The following is a 15,183-nucleotide window of genomic DNA, read 5'->3' as shown; positions in this document are numbered from 1 at the left end:
GGCCATGAGGGTAGAGCGACGACGATCGCTGATCGTCGGCGTCGTGATCGCCGCAGGCGTAGTGGTGGCGTGCGCGCTGGCGGCACTGCTGGTGGTCATGTTGCGCGGCGGCGCCGACGAACCGGGCACAGACGCCCATCACCCCCACCCCGAACCGACCGAGTCGGCGGACGGCGCCGCGACCGCCGCAATCCGGCAGATCTTCACCTGGCGACCTGCCGAACAGTCCGGCCCCTGGGACGCGCTGCACGCAGCGTCGGATGTCCTGACAGGACCGTTGGCGCAGGCCGCAGCCCAACGACCCGCCGACGAGCCCCTGCCGCGGCAGTGGGAAGCGTGGGCCGCCTCGGCCGACGTCGTAGTCGGCGCCGTCGAGATCGTCGGCAGCCCGATGGGCCCGAACGACGACAAGGGACCGGTGACGCTGATCCTGCGCCAAGTGGTCCAGCACCGCGACGGCAGCACGACCCCGCTTCCGGAGATGACGGTGCAGGTGGACATGGTCCGCGACGGCCCCACCTGGAAAGCGGCCCAGTACCGGTTCGAGCAGGCGAGGTAGGGACACATCATGGCAGGCAGAGACAACCCGAGGAACACCCGTATCGGACTGTTCCGTCCTGAGCACGTCGTGCTGTTGATCGTCCTGGCCGGCTTCGTCGCCATCAACCTCTCGGTGTGGGCGGCTCACCGGGCAGCGGTCAAACTCGGCCTAGCCGAGCCACCGAGCCCGTTCCCGACGGTCGGTGCAATCGAAGTCCTCGCCCGGGACTCGGTGGAGTGGACGGGCGCGGCCACCGCAATCCTCGTGGGCGAATGGGTGGTCGTGGTGGCAGTCGCCGTGACGATCATCGTCGCCCGCAGGCGATGGGAGTTGCGTCGTACCGGCGGCACCAAGTCACGGATCGCCCACGCGACCCGACAGATGGCCTCAACCAGCGACATCGCGACGCTCTCGCCGCGAGCACGCAAACACGAGCACATCAGCAACAACCTGCCCGATTGCGGCTGGTACGGCGCCTATCTGGGCCGGGAGTGGGCCACCGGGCAAGTGCTGATGTCGGGCACCGAAGACAACGTGCTGAACCTGTGGGCGCCGCGGGAGGGCAAGACCACCAGCAAGGCCATTCCGGAGATCTGGAACGCGCCGGGGCTGGTGGTGGCCACGAGCTGCAAGCGTGACCTCATCGACGAGACGATTCGCCTGCGCGAGCACATCGGCGAGGTGTGGGTATTCGACCCTCAGGGGCTGGCCCCCGGCGCCGGCTCCGACGGCGGGTTCTACTTCGACCCGCTCGACTTCGTCCGGGCCGCTCGATACTGGGACGGTTCGGCGCTACGCCTGGCCGAGATCTTCGAGGGCGCCACCACTTCCCGCTCCGCGGTCTCCGGCGATGCCGGCGAAAACGCATTCTTCTACCAGCAGGCCCGCGACCTACTGACCGCACTGTTCCTGGCCGCCGCTCTGGGCAACAAGCCGATCACCGACGTGTACAAGTGGGTATCGGCTCCGGGGGCCGGCGAACCCCTGACCCTGCTGCGAGAAAGCAACTACGAGGCGCAACACGAAGATCTGAACGCCAAGTACTCCCTGACCCCGCGCACACGTGACGGCGTGTTCTCGGCCGCGAAGAACTGCATCGCGTGCCTGGGGCTGGCCGAGGTACGTGAGTGGCTCACGCCCCCACGGCCACCGGCGCCGCCTCGACGTCACCGACCTGGCCCACGACGATCGCGCGACGCTGTACATGCTCACCGAGGAGGACAATCCGGTCGCTCGCCCCATCTCGACGGTGCTGGCCATCCTGATCAGCGAGGCGCTGAAGAAGCGGGCCTCCCAGTTCGAGAGAGACCGGCTCCCGATCCCGGTGCTGATGGTGCTCGATGAGATCGCCAACGTCGTGCGGTGGCCAAACCTGCCGGATGCGCTGTCCACCTACGGCTCCCGCGGCATTCTGTTCGACATCTTTCTCCAGACCTACGCCCAGGGCGAGGAGATGTGGGGGCCGGTTGGGATGCGCAAGCTGTACGCCCTCGTGGCGATCAAGGTCATCGGGCCAGGACAGACCGAACCGGAGTTCGCGCAGATGGTCTCCACCCAGGTCGGCAACTACCGCGAAGTCGAGCGGTCGTTGTCGTACTCCGCCAACGGGAGCGGTTCGAGTTCGCAGCAGGTGGGCTCGGACAAACCGATCCTGTCCGTCGACGAGATCCAGAACTTGCAGAAGTGGCAAATGATTGTCATCGCCAAGGGCCGTCGGCCGATGCTGGCGCGAATGATCCCCGCCGCCAAGCAGGACTTTTCACCCACCACCCGCGATCTGCTCGACCGCCTGGAGAAGGGAGAGACCAGTGTCCCTGTGGACTGATCTCGTGCGGACCGCAACGCCCGAACCGTTGCAGTCCCAGATGAAGAGCCTGGCCGCCGCCTCCGTCGCCGACTACGCCGAGCATCCGGGGTTGGGGCCCGCCCTGCGCCGAGCGGCGCAGCGGGCCGCCAAACGGTACGCCGTCGAAGACCTGGGAGTTCCATCGAATCCGCGGCATCCGACGGTCTACGACTTCTTCGACGACTACCTGCGCCTGGCCTACCAGGTCCAAGACCGCTCGCAGGCCAACGCCTGGTGCGGCCGGTGGTGGGCGCACGAGGGCGTGCTGTTCCGTGTCCGGGCGATGTGGCGAAGCTACGAGTACCTGGCGGTGACCGATCCCATGCGAGCCGACGAGATTTTCCTGCGCACGGTCGGCGATCACCACATGAAGGTCCTACTCGGCCCCGAATCACCGATGCTGTCCTGCCGAACACACCATGAGCCCTCCGAGCTACTGCGCTCCGATCCGATGGAGAACCCCCGATGAACAGCTACAACCGCCAGCAGCACATGTCGATGCTCGCCCGGGCCAGCCGCGTCGCCGGCCGCAACGGCAGATTTCGGGAGCGCACCCACTACCTGACCGCTGCCGAGCTGCGCACCGTACCTATCGCCCGACTACTGCGGGAGACGGCCTGGGCCGATCGCCCCGACGCCTCCGACCAGTGGCGAGACGAACGGCGCCAAATCGTCGCTGACGAGTTCGCCCGCCGGGGCTTCGACACCGCCGCTGCCGACATCTGGCCCCGGTGGGAGCCTGCCGACTACGACGGCCACGCCCTGCTCCAGGAGCAACGCCGCCTCGAGGCAGAGCGCGCTTCCGCGGAGCAGGCCACACAAGCTGATCCCCGGCAGGAGATGACAGTGCTGTGGGCGACCTCGACGCTGGTCACCGCCGCAACGGTGACTGAGCTGATCGACGGCGACGAAGTCATGGAGCGGGTGACCACCGCGCTGTCGCAGGTATGGGAAGGACTCGAGACCGATCCGGCCATCGGTGGCGAGCTGGACATGACTACCGGGGCCGACCTGGCCGCCAGTCTCGCCAACGCAACGGCGACCGCCGCCGCGGAGACCAGCATCGCCCCCGAACTCGCCTCGACTTCCCCCGAGGTGGAGTCGGACGTCGAGCTATAGCGCGGTCGGGCGAGGAGATCCCCGCGGATCGCGAGGTGCAATGCGATCTCTCGCCCATCCTGTAGGGCGACATCACAGCTCGGGCCCCTGCGCCGGCTCATGGCCGGGCGCAGGGGTTTCGTGCCGAGCGGGCTCGTCCCGGTCCGCCTCAACATCGCCCGGACGCGAACTGAACGGGTCCGCGACATCAAAGCCACGGGCCGCAAACGGGTCGCCAGCGAATAGACCCCGGCGAGCCTGTTCCGCGTCGTGCGCGGGGGAGGCGGTGAACGGGTCCGCCGCGTCCGGGTCGGCGGGCTCCTCCGCGGACCCGTGGAGGAGTCGATCGTGCTCGACCAGGACGGCGGCGGCATAGTCGGCAAGCTCGGTGTTCATGCCGGGGTGGCGCGGCGGGAGCGGGCCGAGTGGAGCAGGCGATTCCTCCGCCTGTTCAGGCTCGGCGCCTTGCTCGGCCGCGGGCTGCGCGTTGGCCGTGGCCTCGGCGTTCTCCTTGTCGGCCGCGGGCTGCGCGTTGGCCGTGGCCTCGGCGTTCTCCTTGTCGGCCGGGTCGGCGAAGTAGTCGTCGATGGCGGCGATGAGGTCGCGGCCGTTAGCGGGCAGGGCGGCGTCCTTCGGCTTCTCGGCGGCCGGGGCGGGCTGGGGGTCGTCTTCCGGACTCGGCTCAGTCGGCGAATGGGCTTCGGGGGCGGCGGCGCGGTGGAGGCTGCCGTCCATGAGGTCGTCCACGGCGGCTTCGAGTGCGTCGGTGCGGTCGATCCCGTCGGCGATGTAGTCGTTCATCGCCTGGTGGATCAGCGCCATAGCCTGCGGATCGCGCTCAATGGCTCGGCGGGTGTTCTCGGGTAGGTAGTCGGGCAGGTCTGGTTCGGCGTCGATCGTGTCGAGCAGACGGTCACGAACGGCGGTGATGGCTTCGGTGAGATCGTGGCCGGCGTCGAGGTGGCGCTGGCAGGTGGTGCGCCACAGGGCGACGAGTTGAGGGTCATCGCGCAACTGCGTGGTCAGCGCGGCGGGCAGACCGTCGAGTAGGTGCTGCGAGTAGTCGCCGATGAGGTGGCTGCGGGCGGCGTTGTAGCGGTCGGCCATCCGGTCGGGGTCGTCGGCGGCGGCCAGGGCCTCGCGCAGTTGCTCGGTGGCGGTGGTGTGGCCCTCGTCGCGGTCCAGCGCCGCCTCGAGCACCCCGCGGGAAGTAGTGAGTCGGTCGTCGACCTCGGGGTCCAGGTGCGGGGCCTCGGTGTCCAGATCCAGCGGCGCCTCGGTCACCGCGTAGGCGTGGTTCTCGTGACGGCCGCGGGTCAGGGCGACGTACAGGCCGCGACGGTTCGTCGCCTCGTCGACGACCGTGCGGGCCACGTCGACGGTGATGCCCTGGGCGCGGTGAATCGTGCTCGCGTAACCCAGCTCGGTGCACTCGGCGACGTACTGCGCGTCGAGCGTGACCCGGCCGCGGTGGCGCAGGTGACGCACGGTCAGCGAACCGTCTTTGCCGACCTTCTCCACCCGCCACCGATCACCGTTTTGCACCCGCGAACCGGGGCGGGTGCCGCCCTTGGTGCGCAGCGAGCCATTGTTGGACCGAGTCACAACGATGTCGCCGCGGCCGGCGGCGAGTTCGTCGGCCAGATCGACGATGCGCCGGGTCTTAGCGGCCCCACTGTCACGGTGACGATTCTGGATCTGGGTGTTGAGCTCCCGCACTATTTCGGTGGTGGAGGCCAGCACGATGCCATCGCGGCCGGCCTCGACATCGGCGAAGTGATCGTCCACCACGGCCGGGATCATCTCGTCTCGCCCGCCGCCGTGGATCCAGCCCTTGCTCGCGTGAAAGTCCAGTGCGGACGCCTCGCCTGAGCGGATGGCGATCGAGGCAGCGGCTTGGGCGGTGTCGTCGCCGAAGCGCACCACATCGGTCAGCTCGGGGGCGTTGGTCTCGGAGGCGACCAGCCGCATGAGCCCGCCGGATTCGACGGCGTCGAGCTGCGCGGGATCCCCAATCATCCGCACCACGGCACCCCGGTCGCGGGCGATCTCCACCAGCGCTGCAACGTCCTTGGTGGAGGCCATCGCCGCCTCATCGAGCAGCAACATCGCACCCGGTCTGATGGTGACCGGAAGGTCCTCAGCAGTGCGGGCCCCGATGCCCATATAGGACAGCTTTCCGCGCCACCGATAGGTCAGCGAGGCCACGGTGTACGCCTTAACACCGATCTCCTCGCCGAGAGTTTCGGCAGCCACCGCCGACGGTGCCAGGGCGATGACCTGACGGCCCGTGGCTTGCCACGCCTTCGCCACGGCCTGCATCGAAGTGGTCTTGCCGGTGCCGGCCGGGCCTACTCCGGCGGCGACGAGTTGGCCCGACAGACAGAAGTGCTCGGCCAGGGCCCGCTGCCCGGGGTTCAGGGTCCGACCACTGTCCGACTCGAGCGCGGTGATCGTCTCGTTCAGATGCTCACCGGTGGTGAACAGCGGCACCGGGGTGCGCGCGGCATCGACGACATCGCGCTCCGCGGCGAGCATCGCCTCCGAGGTGTGGAGCAGTTCGCCGTGACGGTCCAGCACACTGAGACCGTCCGATTCCCGGCGCAGTTCTGTCGGCGTCTCGATGATCTCGGGGGTGGCCAGGGCGAGCGAGTCCCGGCGCATCGCGTGAGTCACTACCTCATCGACGGTGGCCGCCCGGGCGGCGGGGGAGTCGAACTCGACGTCGGTCAGTTGGGCCTCGACCGCGGCCCGGACATGGGCATGGGTCCACGTGACGCGGGTATCGGAGACGGCCTCGATAGCGCGGGCGGCCTCGGCGTCGACGGCCTCGAGCTCACGGACTTCGGCGCCGGTGTTCTCCGCCTGTGCGCCGGGGTTCAGCGCGGCGGCAATCATCTGATCGACGGCCTGCTCGGACCCGAGGTGACGGGCCGCCAGCCGGCGCCACGTCGACTGAAGCTCGGCCAGCGATCGGGCTTCCTGCTTGCCCTCGCGGGTGTCGAGGGTGGCTTGCTGCAACAGTGCGAACTGAACTGCCTGTGTCGGGGCGCGGCCGTGCTTGTCGCGGTACTCGGCGAGCAGCTCGTCCCGGCGGGCCTCGATCATCTGACGCCTCGAGGAGAACGCCCGGCACAGCGCCTGGTCGACGCCCGCGATCTCCCACACCGGCTGCTTGTTGCGGCTCGGGTAACGGGCCTCGAACTGCACGCCCAGCTCGCGGCGAAGACGGTCCACGATGGCGGCGTTGTACCGCGACGAGGCCGCCACCGCGTGCTTATGCAGCGAGGCTCCATCGAGCGCTGACCACCGTCCGTCGGCGCCCAGCACCTTGTTCGACACCGCGCAATGCGTGTGCAGATTCGGGTCGCCGGCACGGGTGTCGTAGTGGTCGAACTGCGCCACGATGAGCCCGTGGGTGTCGATCTGCTGCTCACTGCGATCGCCCCGACGAGTGAACGCTGCCTCGCGTTCAATCCACGCCAGGGAGTCGTTCACGCACTCGCGGTGAATCCGCTCGATCGCCTGCCGAGTATCGGTGTCGGCGAGCGCCCATAGTGCGCTGACCGACTTCTGCGGAGTGAACACCAAGTCCATACCGGCGACCGGCTGACGGACGTTGCTGCGCTGCGCAGCGGCCCACGACAGCAGCTCGCGCTCGGTGGCCGGCTGGTGACCGAACTTGTCGCGGTAGTGCTTATCGGCCAGCGTGCGCCACAGGTCCGCCGTGACGTCCTTGTCGATCGTGTGGCCCTCGCCTGCCATCTCCCGGAGTGTGGCGTTGTAGTCCTCCACGAGGGGGATCTCATTGCGGAACTCGGGGAACTTCCGGCCCAGCGCCGTGTCTTTCAGATCGGCACCGGCCTCGAGCATGGCGTCGGTATTCGGGTGCCGGCCCTCGCCAAACAGGGCCTTCATCTGCGCCTCGGAGACCGTGCCGGACACCGGGCTGATCTCTGACAACGCCTCCAGGCCCGCGCCGTGCCAGCGGCCCGGCGGGGTGCCGTTGGCGGTGTAGTAGTCGGTGAGCTCCTGGCCGCGTTCGCGCAGCCGGTCGGCTACAGCTACCTGACGAGTCAGGTAGCTGTAGCCGTCCCCGGCGTGCAGCACGTGGAGCGTCATCACGACGCCCACCTTAGACGCCGCATCGCGCCCGGTCACGGGCGTGTCTGAATTTCAGCAAGAGGTGTGTAGGTTCTGGTTTGGCACTAAGCGAGCACAGCGAGCGTGGGCCAAACCTCCAAGCGGGTGAGGACTAGTGCACGCAAGCAGCGCAGCGCTAGTCAGGCCAACTCACGGGCGATAGAGTCGAAGACACCGATCGAAAGAGTGAGGGGACCAACGCAGATGGCCAGGACGTCCGACCGCACAAGTGCCCGCAATCGCGCCCGACAGGCACTCGCCGAGAAGCAGAAGGCCCGGCGCGAACGCGACGAACGCATGGAAGCCGCGGCCACGCGCTACTTCGCCGCCGCCGACGCCATCGAGAGCGCCCGCCGCGACGCCGGTCAGGCGATCCAAGCCCTCATCGCCGAAGGCGAGCCCCGCGCGGAGATCGCCGAACTCCTCGGCATCACCACCCGCGACATCAAGGCCGCCCTGGATGCGCTCACCGACGACGACCAGGACGACGACGACAGCGACACCGGGCACGACGAGCCGCTGGGCGGGGAGGTGTCAGCGTCGGACTCCGAGCACGACGGTCACCGCTCCGATGAGGCTCACGTGGCGTGACCCTCTTCGACGACATCCCGCTGCCGGGGCTCGAGCTTGAGCCCCGGCACGAAGGTGTCGTCACCGAGCGCCGCGCGTACAGCAATGCGATCGCGCCGAGTGCCCACACAATCGACCGGTTCTGGTCGCGGGTGATCCGCTCGCCCGGGTGCTGGCTGTGGGTCGGTGCGATCAGCGGCGGCGACGGGTACGGCCGCAACCGAGCGAAGTTGCATCTGGTCGACTATTCGACCTCATTGTGAACCCGCTGGACGCCCACTGGAACGCGCTTCCCAATCGCACTCGCGTCGCTAGACCTCCACATTAGCCATTGCATTAAACGACTCGATGTTGCATCGTGTGCAACATGGTTGTGAGGGGTGAACTCCCCGGTTCCGCACGCCAGGCCCTACCGGACGGCGTGACGTTCCTCGACGCCAAACCCGCCGTGTTCGAGGCGATGCTCGACGGCTGGGCGATGCAACAACGTGCCCGCTTCCTCAAAGCCAAGACGATCGACGTGCGCCTTGGTTTGATTCGACGCTTCGCCATTTTCAGCAACGACTACCCGTGGTCGTGGACATGCGCAGACGTCGAAGCATTCATCTCCGACCGCCGGCAAGCAGAGCATCCGATCGCGATGTCTACCGCGCGGATGTACGAGATCACCATCCGAATGTTTCTGACCTACATCACCGATCCTCGCTACGGCTGGGCCTCGACGTGCCAGCAACTCTTCGACGCGGTGCCGCAGCAGATCCTGCACGAGTGGAACACCATCGTCCACACCACCGACTACGAAGGCGCCCCCGGCCGCCGACCACTGACCTACGACGAAGTGCAGGCACTGTTCGATGCCGCCGACGGACGCGCCGAAGCGATCCCGGGAACCGGACGCAAGGGCGCGCTGACCGCGCAACGCGACGCCGCGCTTCTGAAGACGATCTACGCATTCGGACTCCGTCGCCAGGAAGCGTGGGGCCTGGATATAACCGACCTGCGGTACAACCCCACCACCCCGAGCTACCGCAACTGTGGCGCTCTGTTCGTCAGGTTCGGCAAAGCCAGCAGGGGAGGGGCGGCTAAACGCCGCACCGTGCTGACCATCCCGGAGATGGACTGGATCGTGCCGGTTCTTGAGCATTGGCGAAACGAAATCCGGCCACTGCTGGGATGCCGTGCTCATCCGGCGTTGTGGGTCACCGAACGCTCGGACCGCATCTCGATGCGCCGCATCAACGACGCGTTCACCACCGCCCGCGACGCGGCCGGTCTGGACCCGGTGCTGGACCTGCACTGCCTGCGCCACTCGTATGTCACCCACTTGGTGGAGTTCGACTACCCCGAACGGTTCGTCTCCACTCAGGTCGGGCACTCCTATGCCGCGACCACCGCCATCTACACCGGCGTGTCCGACGAGTACCGCAACCGCTTGCTGCGCCGATCCTTGAGCCGCCACCCCGACCTATGGGAGAGCCCGTGAACAAGAAGATGAGCTACACCTGGCACCTGCGCACCCTGATGGCCGAACGCGGACACTTCGCCACCAGCGACCTCGTACCGCTCCTGGCCGAACGCGGCGTCCACCTGTCCCGCGAACAGGTTTACCGCCTGGTCACCACCACCCCGCAACGCCTCAGCTTGGACGTGTTCGCCGCACTGTGCGACATCCTCGACGTCGACCCCTCCGACCTCATCGAAATCACCACCGCCAACGTCTCGGTCACCAAACCCACCGGCACCGCCGAAGCCGGCCATGCCCCACCAGTACGACGCACCACGATCCGCCGACCCACAGGCACATGACTGACCCCACGACCGGCCTGGCGGCGGTGCTCGCCCTCCTCTACTCCGACCACAGCAAGGCGGCACATCGCACTGCAATCACCGCCGCGGAACTGTTACCGGACGAGCTGCAGCACGTGCTCTATTACGTACGCCGGAATCTCGCAACAGTGCGCACCCGCCCAGATGACGCACCGCCAGGACTGCACCGGCTACTCGACCAGGTCGCGGCGCTTCCGGCCGAAGTGATCACCCCGCCACAGTGCTCCGGCTGCGGCAAAGAACGTCGCCTGCGCTATCGCGCACCGAGCGGAGGTCCATGGTGCGCCTCCTGCTACAACGCCTCCCGCCGCACCACCTGTCGGCGATGCGGAACCCTCGCGGTTCCCGCCGCCCGCGAAGAGGACGGCGTGCTCTGCGCACGCTGTATTCGCGCGGATCCTGATCGTCGACCACGATGCTCACGCTGCCAACGGCCCCGCCCGGTGGCCTACCGCATCGACGGGAAACCCCTCTGCCAGGCCTGCGGGCCCAAAAAGCTGTACACCTGCAGCGACTGCGGACGCCCCGATCAACCGGCCCACGCCATCACCGACACCGGACCGCTCTGCCCCCGCTGTTACCAGCGCAGCCGCTCACACACCTGCCACCACTGCACGCGATCTACGCCTCACGCCCGCCGCGACCCCGACCTCCCAGGCAAGTGGATCTGCTACCGCTGCTACACCCCACCGATCGCCGAATGCACCGTCTGCGGCCAAACGAAACCCTGCGACAGGGGAGTGCCCAACGGGCGACCGATCTGCTCGTCATGCCGATCCAAACAACGACCCCATCGGCAGGCGAGGCCCGCCACCAAAGAGTGCTGCACGGTATGCGGTCTCACCCGATCAGTGCGCATCACCCTGCCGCTCGGGCCAGTATGCGATCCCTGCTGCCACCAGCTGCGCGAGAACCCCATCACCTGCAGCTCCTGTGGTCACCAGCGCCCCCAGGCCGGACTCGACGCACACGGCCACCCGATCTGCGGCCCGTGCTCTGACGAGCACAGGAACTGGCACTGCCGCTCCTGCGGAACCATCGACCTCCTGGTCACCGCCACCGACTGCCTCGGCTGCCGCAACACCGCCCAAGTCGACCAAGCCCTGCATTGCACCCATCCACACCTACTCGCCCAAACCGACTCCATTCGGGACCTGCTGCTCAAGGTCTACCCACAGCGGCGCACCGCGTTCCTGCTCGAGAGCCAGCACAGTTGGTTCATCCTGCTCACCACCCTCATCGCCGAGGATGAACCCCTGACCCACGCGAGCCTGGACCGCAAGCCTCAGAACACCCGCACCCACCATCTTCGGCGGCTACTAATAGCCCTGGAGGTTCTGCCCCCACGAGAGGACATCGTCGACGCACTCAACCTATGGATCGACGCACTGCTGGCCGACCAACCCCCACCGATCGCCGTCGTACTCCAGCCCTACGCCACCTGGCACGTCACCCACCGACTGCGCCGCGCCCGCGGTAACAGCCCCTCCACAGGCAAATACGCGCGAACCCGCATCCGATGCGCCGCCGACTTCCTGCACTGGCTCCAAGACCGCGGCACCGACCTCGCCCAAGCAACCCAGTACGACGTCGACTCCTGGCTCGATGAAGGCGCCACCACCCGGCGCCGGGTCCGCGACTTCCTGACCTGGACCGCTGGGCGCGGGCTCACCACAGACCTCCACGTGCCGTGGCTAGGCACCGAGGGACTTCCCGGGCACGTCCTCGACGAAGACACCCGGTGGCAACTCTTGCGCCGGTGCCTCACCGACCCCACCCTCGACCTGCGCATGCGTGTCGCCGGCGCATCGGTCCTGCTGTTCGGGCAGAACCTCACCCGCATCGCCGCACTACGCGCCGAGGACATCACCACCGCAGGCGACGACACCTACCTGACACTTCGCGACCACCCGGTCCTGCTGCCACCCATCCTGGCCACCCTCATCACCGACCTCGCAGCACAACCGGCACCCATCGACGATCCCCGCCCACCGGGCACCCCGATCTGGCTCTTCCCCGGCCGCAACGCAGCCCATCTCGACCCCAGCCGCCTGGCCCGGCTTCTCAACCATGACCTGGGCCTCGACGCCCGCGCCGCCCGCGGCGGCGCGCTGCTGGCCCTGGCCGCGGACCTGCCCGCCTCTGTCCTGGCCGACCCGCTCGGCCTGTCTATCACCGCCGCCCTGCGCTGGACAGCTCTAGCGGCCCGCGACCAGAGCGTCTACCTCGCCGCGCGGCTCGACAACTGCAACTGATGTCGGAGGCGACACCTATCCTCACCCCACCCGGTAACAGCTCCCCGACACCCCTCGAGGCCACCATGACCGCCGCCCTGTTCCCACGACCCGAAGGAACCGACACCCAGCAGCTCTCCCTGCTCGGCGACCCGCGACCGGTGCGCACCCCAGCCAAGCTGTGGCGAATCTGGCTCACCGACCCCACCACCCGGCAGAGGTTCGAGATCAAGCGCTACCGCCGCGGCACCGATCAGTGCTGGCCCTGGATCGGCGCCATCTCCTCCACCGGACACGGCTCCTTCCGCGCCGCCAGCCTGCCCGGACTCTCCCGCCGCGGCACCGTCCCCGCACACCTCTACGCCTACCAACTCGAACACGGCATCATCGACCGCCTCGGCTGGAGCGCACTGACCGACCCCATCCTGTGCCACCGCTGCGACTACGCCGGCTGCACCAACCCCCACCACCTACGCCTGGGCACCGCCACCGACAACCGCACCGAATACCTCGCACGACGACACGGCCCAAACAGCCCCCTGGCCGACATCCGCGGAACCGCCGGCCTCTCCCGCGCCATCGCCGACGCCATCCGTGACGCGCTCAGCGACAATGCATCGCCAGGTGAGATCGAGACTCGCCTCGACGAAGCGATCGTCGCCGGACAGCCGTGGGCACTGTGGTGAGCAGGCGACCCTAGAGAAACGTGCGGCCCCGGCAGAGAGCTGAACCGAGAGAACCAGTGCCGCACTAAAATTCGATCGACAGTTGGTGCGCGATACTGATCGGCGTCGCACGTCGCGGTCAGGTGCCGACGATTCGCTCCAGCCACAGTGTCTTGTCCCGCATCGGGGACATCAGTGCGCTGCTCCCAGCTCGATGAGCAGGACACCAACGACGATGAGGACGATGCCAAGGCCCATCACCCTAGTCAGGGGCTCCTTGAAGAAGATCCGGCTGAGTATAGCGGTGATGGCGACTCCGGCGGCAGCCCAGATTCCGTAAGCCACTCCAAGTGGGAGCCCCTGGGCCAGTGCAACGGAGAGCATGACGAATGCGAAGACGTAGCCCGCGCCGACACCAATCCACCAGACCTTCTTGCCGGCGCTCGCCATGCGCAGAGAGACGGTGCCGATGACTTCGCCAATGATCGCGCAGACGAGGCCGATGAGAGCGAGAGCGGTCATCGTGCGACCTCCATGACCTCATCCGACTTCTTCTGAGCCGCCTGGGATCCGAGTTCAACGAGCAGTACGCCACCCATGATGAACACAATGCCCAGCACCATGAGCGGGGTGATCGGCTCGCCGAACACGACGAGCGACATGACGGCCGTGAGTGCTACACCGCTCGCGCCCCAGATGCCGTAGCCCACTCCTAGCCCCATCCCGCCGCGCAGAGACATGAACAGAGCAAGAAACGCACCGACGTAACCAACAACCACAAGCAGGTAGAAGGCGGGAGCAACCAACGCAGCCTTCAGCGAGAGCGACCCGGCCACCTCAAGCACGATCGCGGCGCCGAGGAAAAACCACTTCGTCACGATTCCGCCCCCTGGTCGATCAGCGAGACGACCAAGGCCGCCGTGGCGGCACGCTCGGACTCCTCGAGCGCGAACAACCCAAGACAGCGGTCGATCCAAGCCCCATCGGCGACCAGACGCGCGACAACTAACCGCGGATCACGAGAATCGCCGAACCAGACGCTCATGCGCTCGGTCCACCGCGCAGAGAGCTTGCCGCGCAGCTTCGCATCGGCCAGCAGCGCCAGGTCCGCAGCGTCCATCTCGCCCAAGAGAGTGTGCTCAACATACGCGCGAAGCCGCTCACCAGGCTCGGCATCCTCCCCAGCCCTCTCACGCAGCTCTCGTTCCCAGTGGTCGAGGAGGTGATCGAGGACCGCAAGCGTGAGCACCTCCTTCGTTGCGAAATGGTGCACGCCTCCAGGCTTCGTCAGCCTCGCCTCACGCGCGACGGCATCAATGGTGAGCGTGTCGCCGCGGCGCAGAACATCAAGCGCGGCGTCGAGAATCTCAGATTTGGTTGTCACGAAAGTGAACTTACCATACGTATGGTAGGCAACTGTGCCCGTTCGCCGTGATAGATGTTGGCCAGAACAAGGCCCCGAGGGGACACACCAAGCTCCTACAGAGCGCTCTCACTCCAGCTGCCATCGCCAGAGTTGCGCAGTCGCCGAATACCTACCGGCTGCCAGTCATCACCTGGCGACGCGACGGCGTCTCCCGCACGATGAGCGCTCACCGCTTCGCACTCCTCCTGGCCTACGGCGACGACGATTCCTACACCGTCGGCGAGCACCGGTGCAACGAACCACTGTGCGTCCGGGTCGACGACGGGCATCTCATCCCGTCAACCCAGACGGCGAACCTGCGCTACGCCGTGGCCTGCGGTCGCGCCGGCGCCAATCGCACCACCGGAGACGGACGCACCCGCGCCCAGCGATCACTCGCCGTCCGCGCCGCAATCTGCAACGGATGGGACCCCATCGCCTACGCCGAGGCCGTCGGAAAAGTCGAAGACCGCGACCTTCCGACACTGTTCTAACTACTCCCCCGCGAACGCAGACGGGCCCCGCCAACCGGCGGGGCCCGTCGATCTTCCGCGGGCCGAGGGATGTGTCAGCGTTGGCCCGGCTGCCACACCTGCCGCGGCGCGGGGACAACGTGCACGCGTCCAGCGCGGCGAAACCGTCCACCCCAATGGCATGTGCTCGAACAGATCCGCGTCAAGTACGACGTCCTGAGCGCATGCAACCAGCTGCCTCTGAGCCACGGCGTGGAACCCACAAGGCCGACCGCGGCGCAACCGCCGCCGACCCGGCCGAGGTCCGGGAACAGCACCCGCGTAATCAAGAGCCCTAACGCTATCCGGTTACGACCTTGCACCTGAGTCGTTGCTGCGGCC

15 protein-coding genes and 1 pseudogene are annotated in these 15,183 nt (G+C 67.4%); 12 read left to right on the top strand and 4 right to left on the bottom strand.

Annotated features, from left to right (window positions below; translation table 11 throughout):
- Positions 1 to 4 precede the first annotated feature (4 nt).
- The 5 genes and pseudogenes from OVA21_RS00355 (at position 5) to OVA21_RS00335 (ending at position 3,506) form a co-directional block, all read left to right on the top strand.
- On the top strand, positions 5 to 559 hold the full coding sequence (locus OVA21_RS00355) for a hypothetical protein (RefSeq protein ID WP_268091526.1): 555 nt from the start codon (positions 5 to 7) through the stop codon (positions 557 to 559).
- 9 nt (positions 560 to 568) lie between these two features.
- Positions 569 to 1,510: pseudogene (locus OVA21_RS19210) on the top strand (type IV secretory system conjugative DNA transfer family protein); the annotation flags it as partial.
- 235 nt (positions 1,511 to 1,745) lie between these two features.
- Positions 1,746 to 2,366 carry a type IV secretory system conjugative DNA transfer family protein gene (locus OVA21_RS00345; protein ID WP_268091525.1) on the top strand — a complete coding sequence of 207 codons (621 nt, stop codon included), beginning with the start codon at positions 1,746 to 1,748 and terminating at the stop codon, positions 2,364 to 2,366.
- 4 nt (positions 2,367 to 2,370) lie between these two features.
- The gene (locus OVA21_RS00340; RefSeq protein ID WP_268091524.1) at positions 2,371 to 2,856 is read left to right on the top strand and encodes a DUF4913 domain-containing protein; all 486 of its coding nucleotides are present in this window, start codon (positions 2,371 to 2,373) and stop codon (positions 2,854 to 2,856) included.
- A complete protein-coding gene (locus OVA21_RS00335; RefSeq protein ID WP_268091523.1) occupies positions 2,853 to 3,506 on the top strand; it encodes a hypothetical protein in 654 nt (217 codons plus the stop codon). The genes OVA21_RS00340 and OVA21_RS00335 overlap by 4 nt, the downstream gene beginning before the upstream one ends.
- A 72-nt stretch (positions 3,507 to 3,578) precedes the next feature.
- Here OVA21_RS00335 and mobF read toward each other — a convergent pair whose 3' ends face one another.
- A complete protein-coding gene (gene mobF / locus OVA21_RS00330) occupies positions 3,579 to 7,607 on the bottom strand; it encodes a MobF family relaxase (RefSeq protein ID WP_268091558.1) in 4,029 nt (1,342 codons plus the stop codon).
- A 225-nt stretch (positions 7,608 to 7,832) separates the two neighbouring features.
- Here mobF and OVA21_RS00325 point away from each other — a divergent pair, with 225 nt between their 5' ends.
- The 6 genes from OVA21_RS00325 (at position 7,833) to OVA21_RS00300 (ending at position 12,945) form a co-directional block, all read left to right on the top strand.
- Positions 7,833 to 8,219: a hypothetical protein gene (locus OVA21_RS00325; protein WP_268091522.1), complete on the top strand. Its 387-nt coding sequence runs from the start codon at positions 7,833 to 7,835 to the stop codon at positions 8,217 to 8,219.
- Complete coding sequence (locus OVA21_RS00320) at positions 8,216 to 8,461, top strand: hypothetical protein (RefSeq protein ID WP_268091521.1); 246 nt, start codon at positions 8,216 to 8,218, stop codon at positions 8,459 to 8,461. The genes OVA21_RS00325 and OVA21_RS00320 overlap by 4 nt, the downstream gene beginning before the upstream one ends.
- 104 nt (positions 8,462 to 8,565) lie before the next feature.
- A complete protein-coding gene (locus tag OVA21_RS00315; RefSeq protein WP_119192537.1) occupies positions 8,566 to 9,681 on the top strand; it encodes a tyrosine-type recombinase/integrase in 1,116 nt (371 codons plus the stop codon).
- Positions 9,678 to 10,004, top strand: coding sequence for a helix-turn-helix domain-containing protein (locus tag OVA21_RS00310; protein ID WP_119192505.1), 327 nt, complete (start codon positions 9,678 to 9,680; stop codon positions 10,002 to 10,004). Before OVA21_RS00315 ends, OVA21_RS00310 begins: the two co-directional genes overlap by 4 nt.
- A gap of 872 nt (positions 10,005 to 10,876) precedes the next feature.
- A complete protein-coding gene (locus tag OVA21_RS00305; protein WP_119192506.1) occupies positions 10,877 to 12,280 on the top strand; it encodes a hypothetical protein in 1,404 nt (467 codons plus the stop codon).
- A gap of 65 nt (positions 12,281 to 12,345) precedes the next feature.
- Positions 12,346 to 12,945, top strand: coding sequence for a hypothetical protein (locus OVA21_RS00300; protein WP_119192507.1), 600 nt, complete (start codon positions 12,346 to 12,348; stop codon positions 12,943 to 12,945).
- 171 nt (positions 12,946 to 13,116) lie between these two features.
- Here OVA21_RS00300 and OVA21_RS00295 read toward each other — a convergent pair whose 3' ends face one another.
- Genes OVA21_RS00295 through OVA21_RS00285 form a run of 3 tightly spaced genes read right to left on the bottom strand, consistent with a single transcriptional unit; the run spans position 13,117 to position 14,308 of the window.
- Entirely contained in the window at positions 13,117 to 13,446 is a 330-nt protein-coding gene (locus OVA21_RS00295) for a DMT family transporter (RefSeq protein ID WP_259822152.1), read from the bottom strand.
- On the bottom strand, positions 13,443 to 13,802 hold the full coding sequence (locus OVA21_RS00290; protein ID WP_119192508.1) for a DMT family transporter: 360 nt from the start codon (positions 13,800 to 13,802) through the stop codon (positions 13,443 to 13,445). Before OVA21_RS00290 ends, OVA21_RS00295 begins: the two co-directional genes overlap by 4 nt.
- A complete protein-coding gene (locus tag OVA21_RS00285; RefSeq protein ID WP_119192509.1) occupies positions 13,799 to 14,308 on the bottom strand; it encodes a TetR/AcrR family transcriptional regulator in 510 nt (169 codons plus the stop codon). Before OVA21_RS00285 ends, OVA21_RS00290 begins: the two co-directional genes overlap by 4 nt.
- Before the next feature lie 200 nt (positions 14,309 to 14,508).
- Between OVA21_RS00285 and OVA21_RS00280 the strand changes: the two genes are divergently transcribed.
- Positions 14,509 to 14,823 (top strand): hypothetical protein, encoded by a 315-nt coding sequence (locus OVA21_RS00280; RefSeq protein WP_268091520.1) that lies wholly within the window; start codon positions 14,509 to 14,511, stop codon positions 14,821 to 14,823.
- Positions 14,824 to 15,183 lie beyond the last annotated feature (360 nt).

The sequence above is a fragment of the Dietzia sp. SL131 genome, assembly GCF_026672565.1.
GTDB lineage: Bacteria > Actinomycetota > Actinomycetes > Mycobacteriales > Mycobacteriaceae > Dietzia > Dietzia kunjamensis.
This window is presented reverse-complemented; position numbering and strand designations above follow the sequence as displayed.

Coding starts and splice junctions, on each gene's coding strand:
- OVA21_RS00295 (WP_259822152.1), bottom strand. CDS start 13,446: ATGACCGCTCTCGCTCTCATCGGCCTCGTCTGCGCGATCATTGGCGAA.
- mobF (WP_268091558.1), bottom strand. CDS start 7,607: ATGACGCTCCACGTGCTGCACGCCGGGGACGGCTACAGCTACCTGACT.
- OVA21_RS00345 (WP_268091525.1), top strand. CDS start 1,746: ATGCTCACCGAGGAGGACAATCCGGTCGCTCGCCCCATCTCGACGGTG.
- OVA21_RS00355 (WP_268091526.1), top strand. CDS start 5: ATGAGGGTAGAGCGACGACGATCGCTGATCGTCGGCGTCGTGATCGCC.
- OVA21_RS00325 (WP_268091522.1), top strand. CDS start 7,833: ATGGCCAGGACGTCCGACCGCACAAGTGCCCGCAATCGCGCCCGACAG.
- OVA21_RS00315 (WP_119192537.1), top strand. CDS start 8,566: ATGGTTGTGAGGGGTGAACTCCCCGGTTCCGCACGCCAGGCCCTACCG.
- OVA21_RS00335 (WP_268091523.1), top strand. CDS start 2,853: ATGAACAGCTACAACCGCCAGCAGCACATGTCGATGCTCGCCCGGGCC.
- OVA21_RS00300 (WP_119192507.1), top strand. CDS start 12,346: ATGACCGCCGCCCTGTTCCCACGACCCGAAGGAACCGACACCCAGCAG.
- OVA21_RS00280 (WP_268091520.1), top strand. CDS start 14,509: ATGAGCGCTCACCGCTTCGCACTCCTCCTGGCCTACGGCGACGACGAT.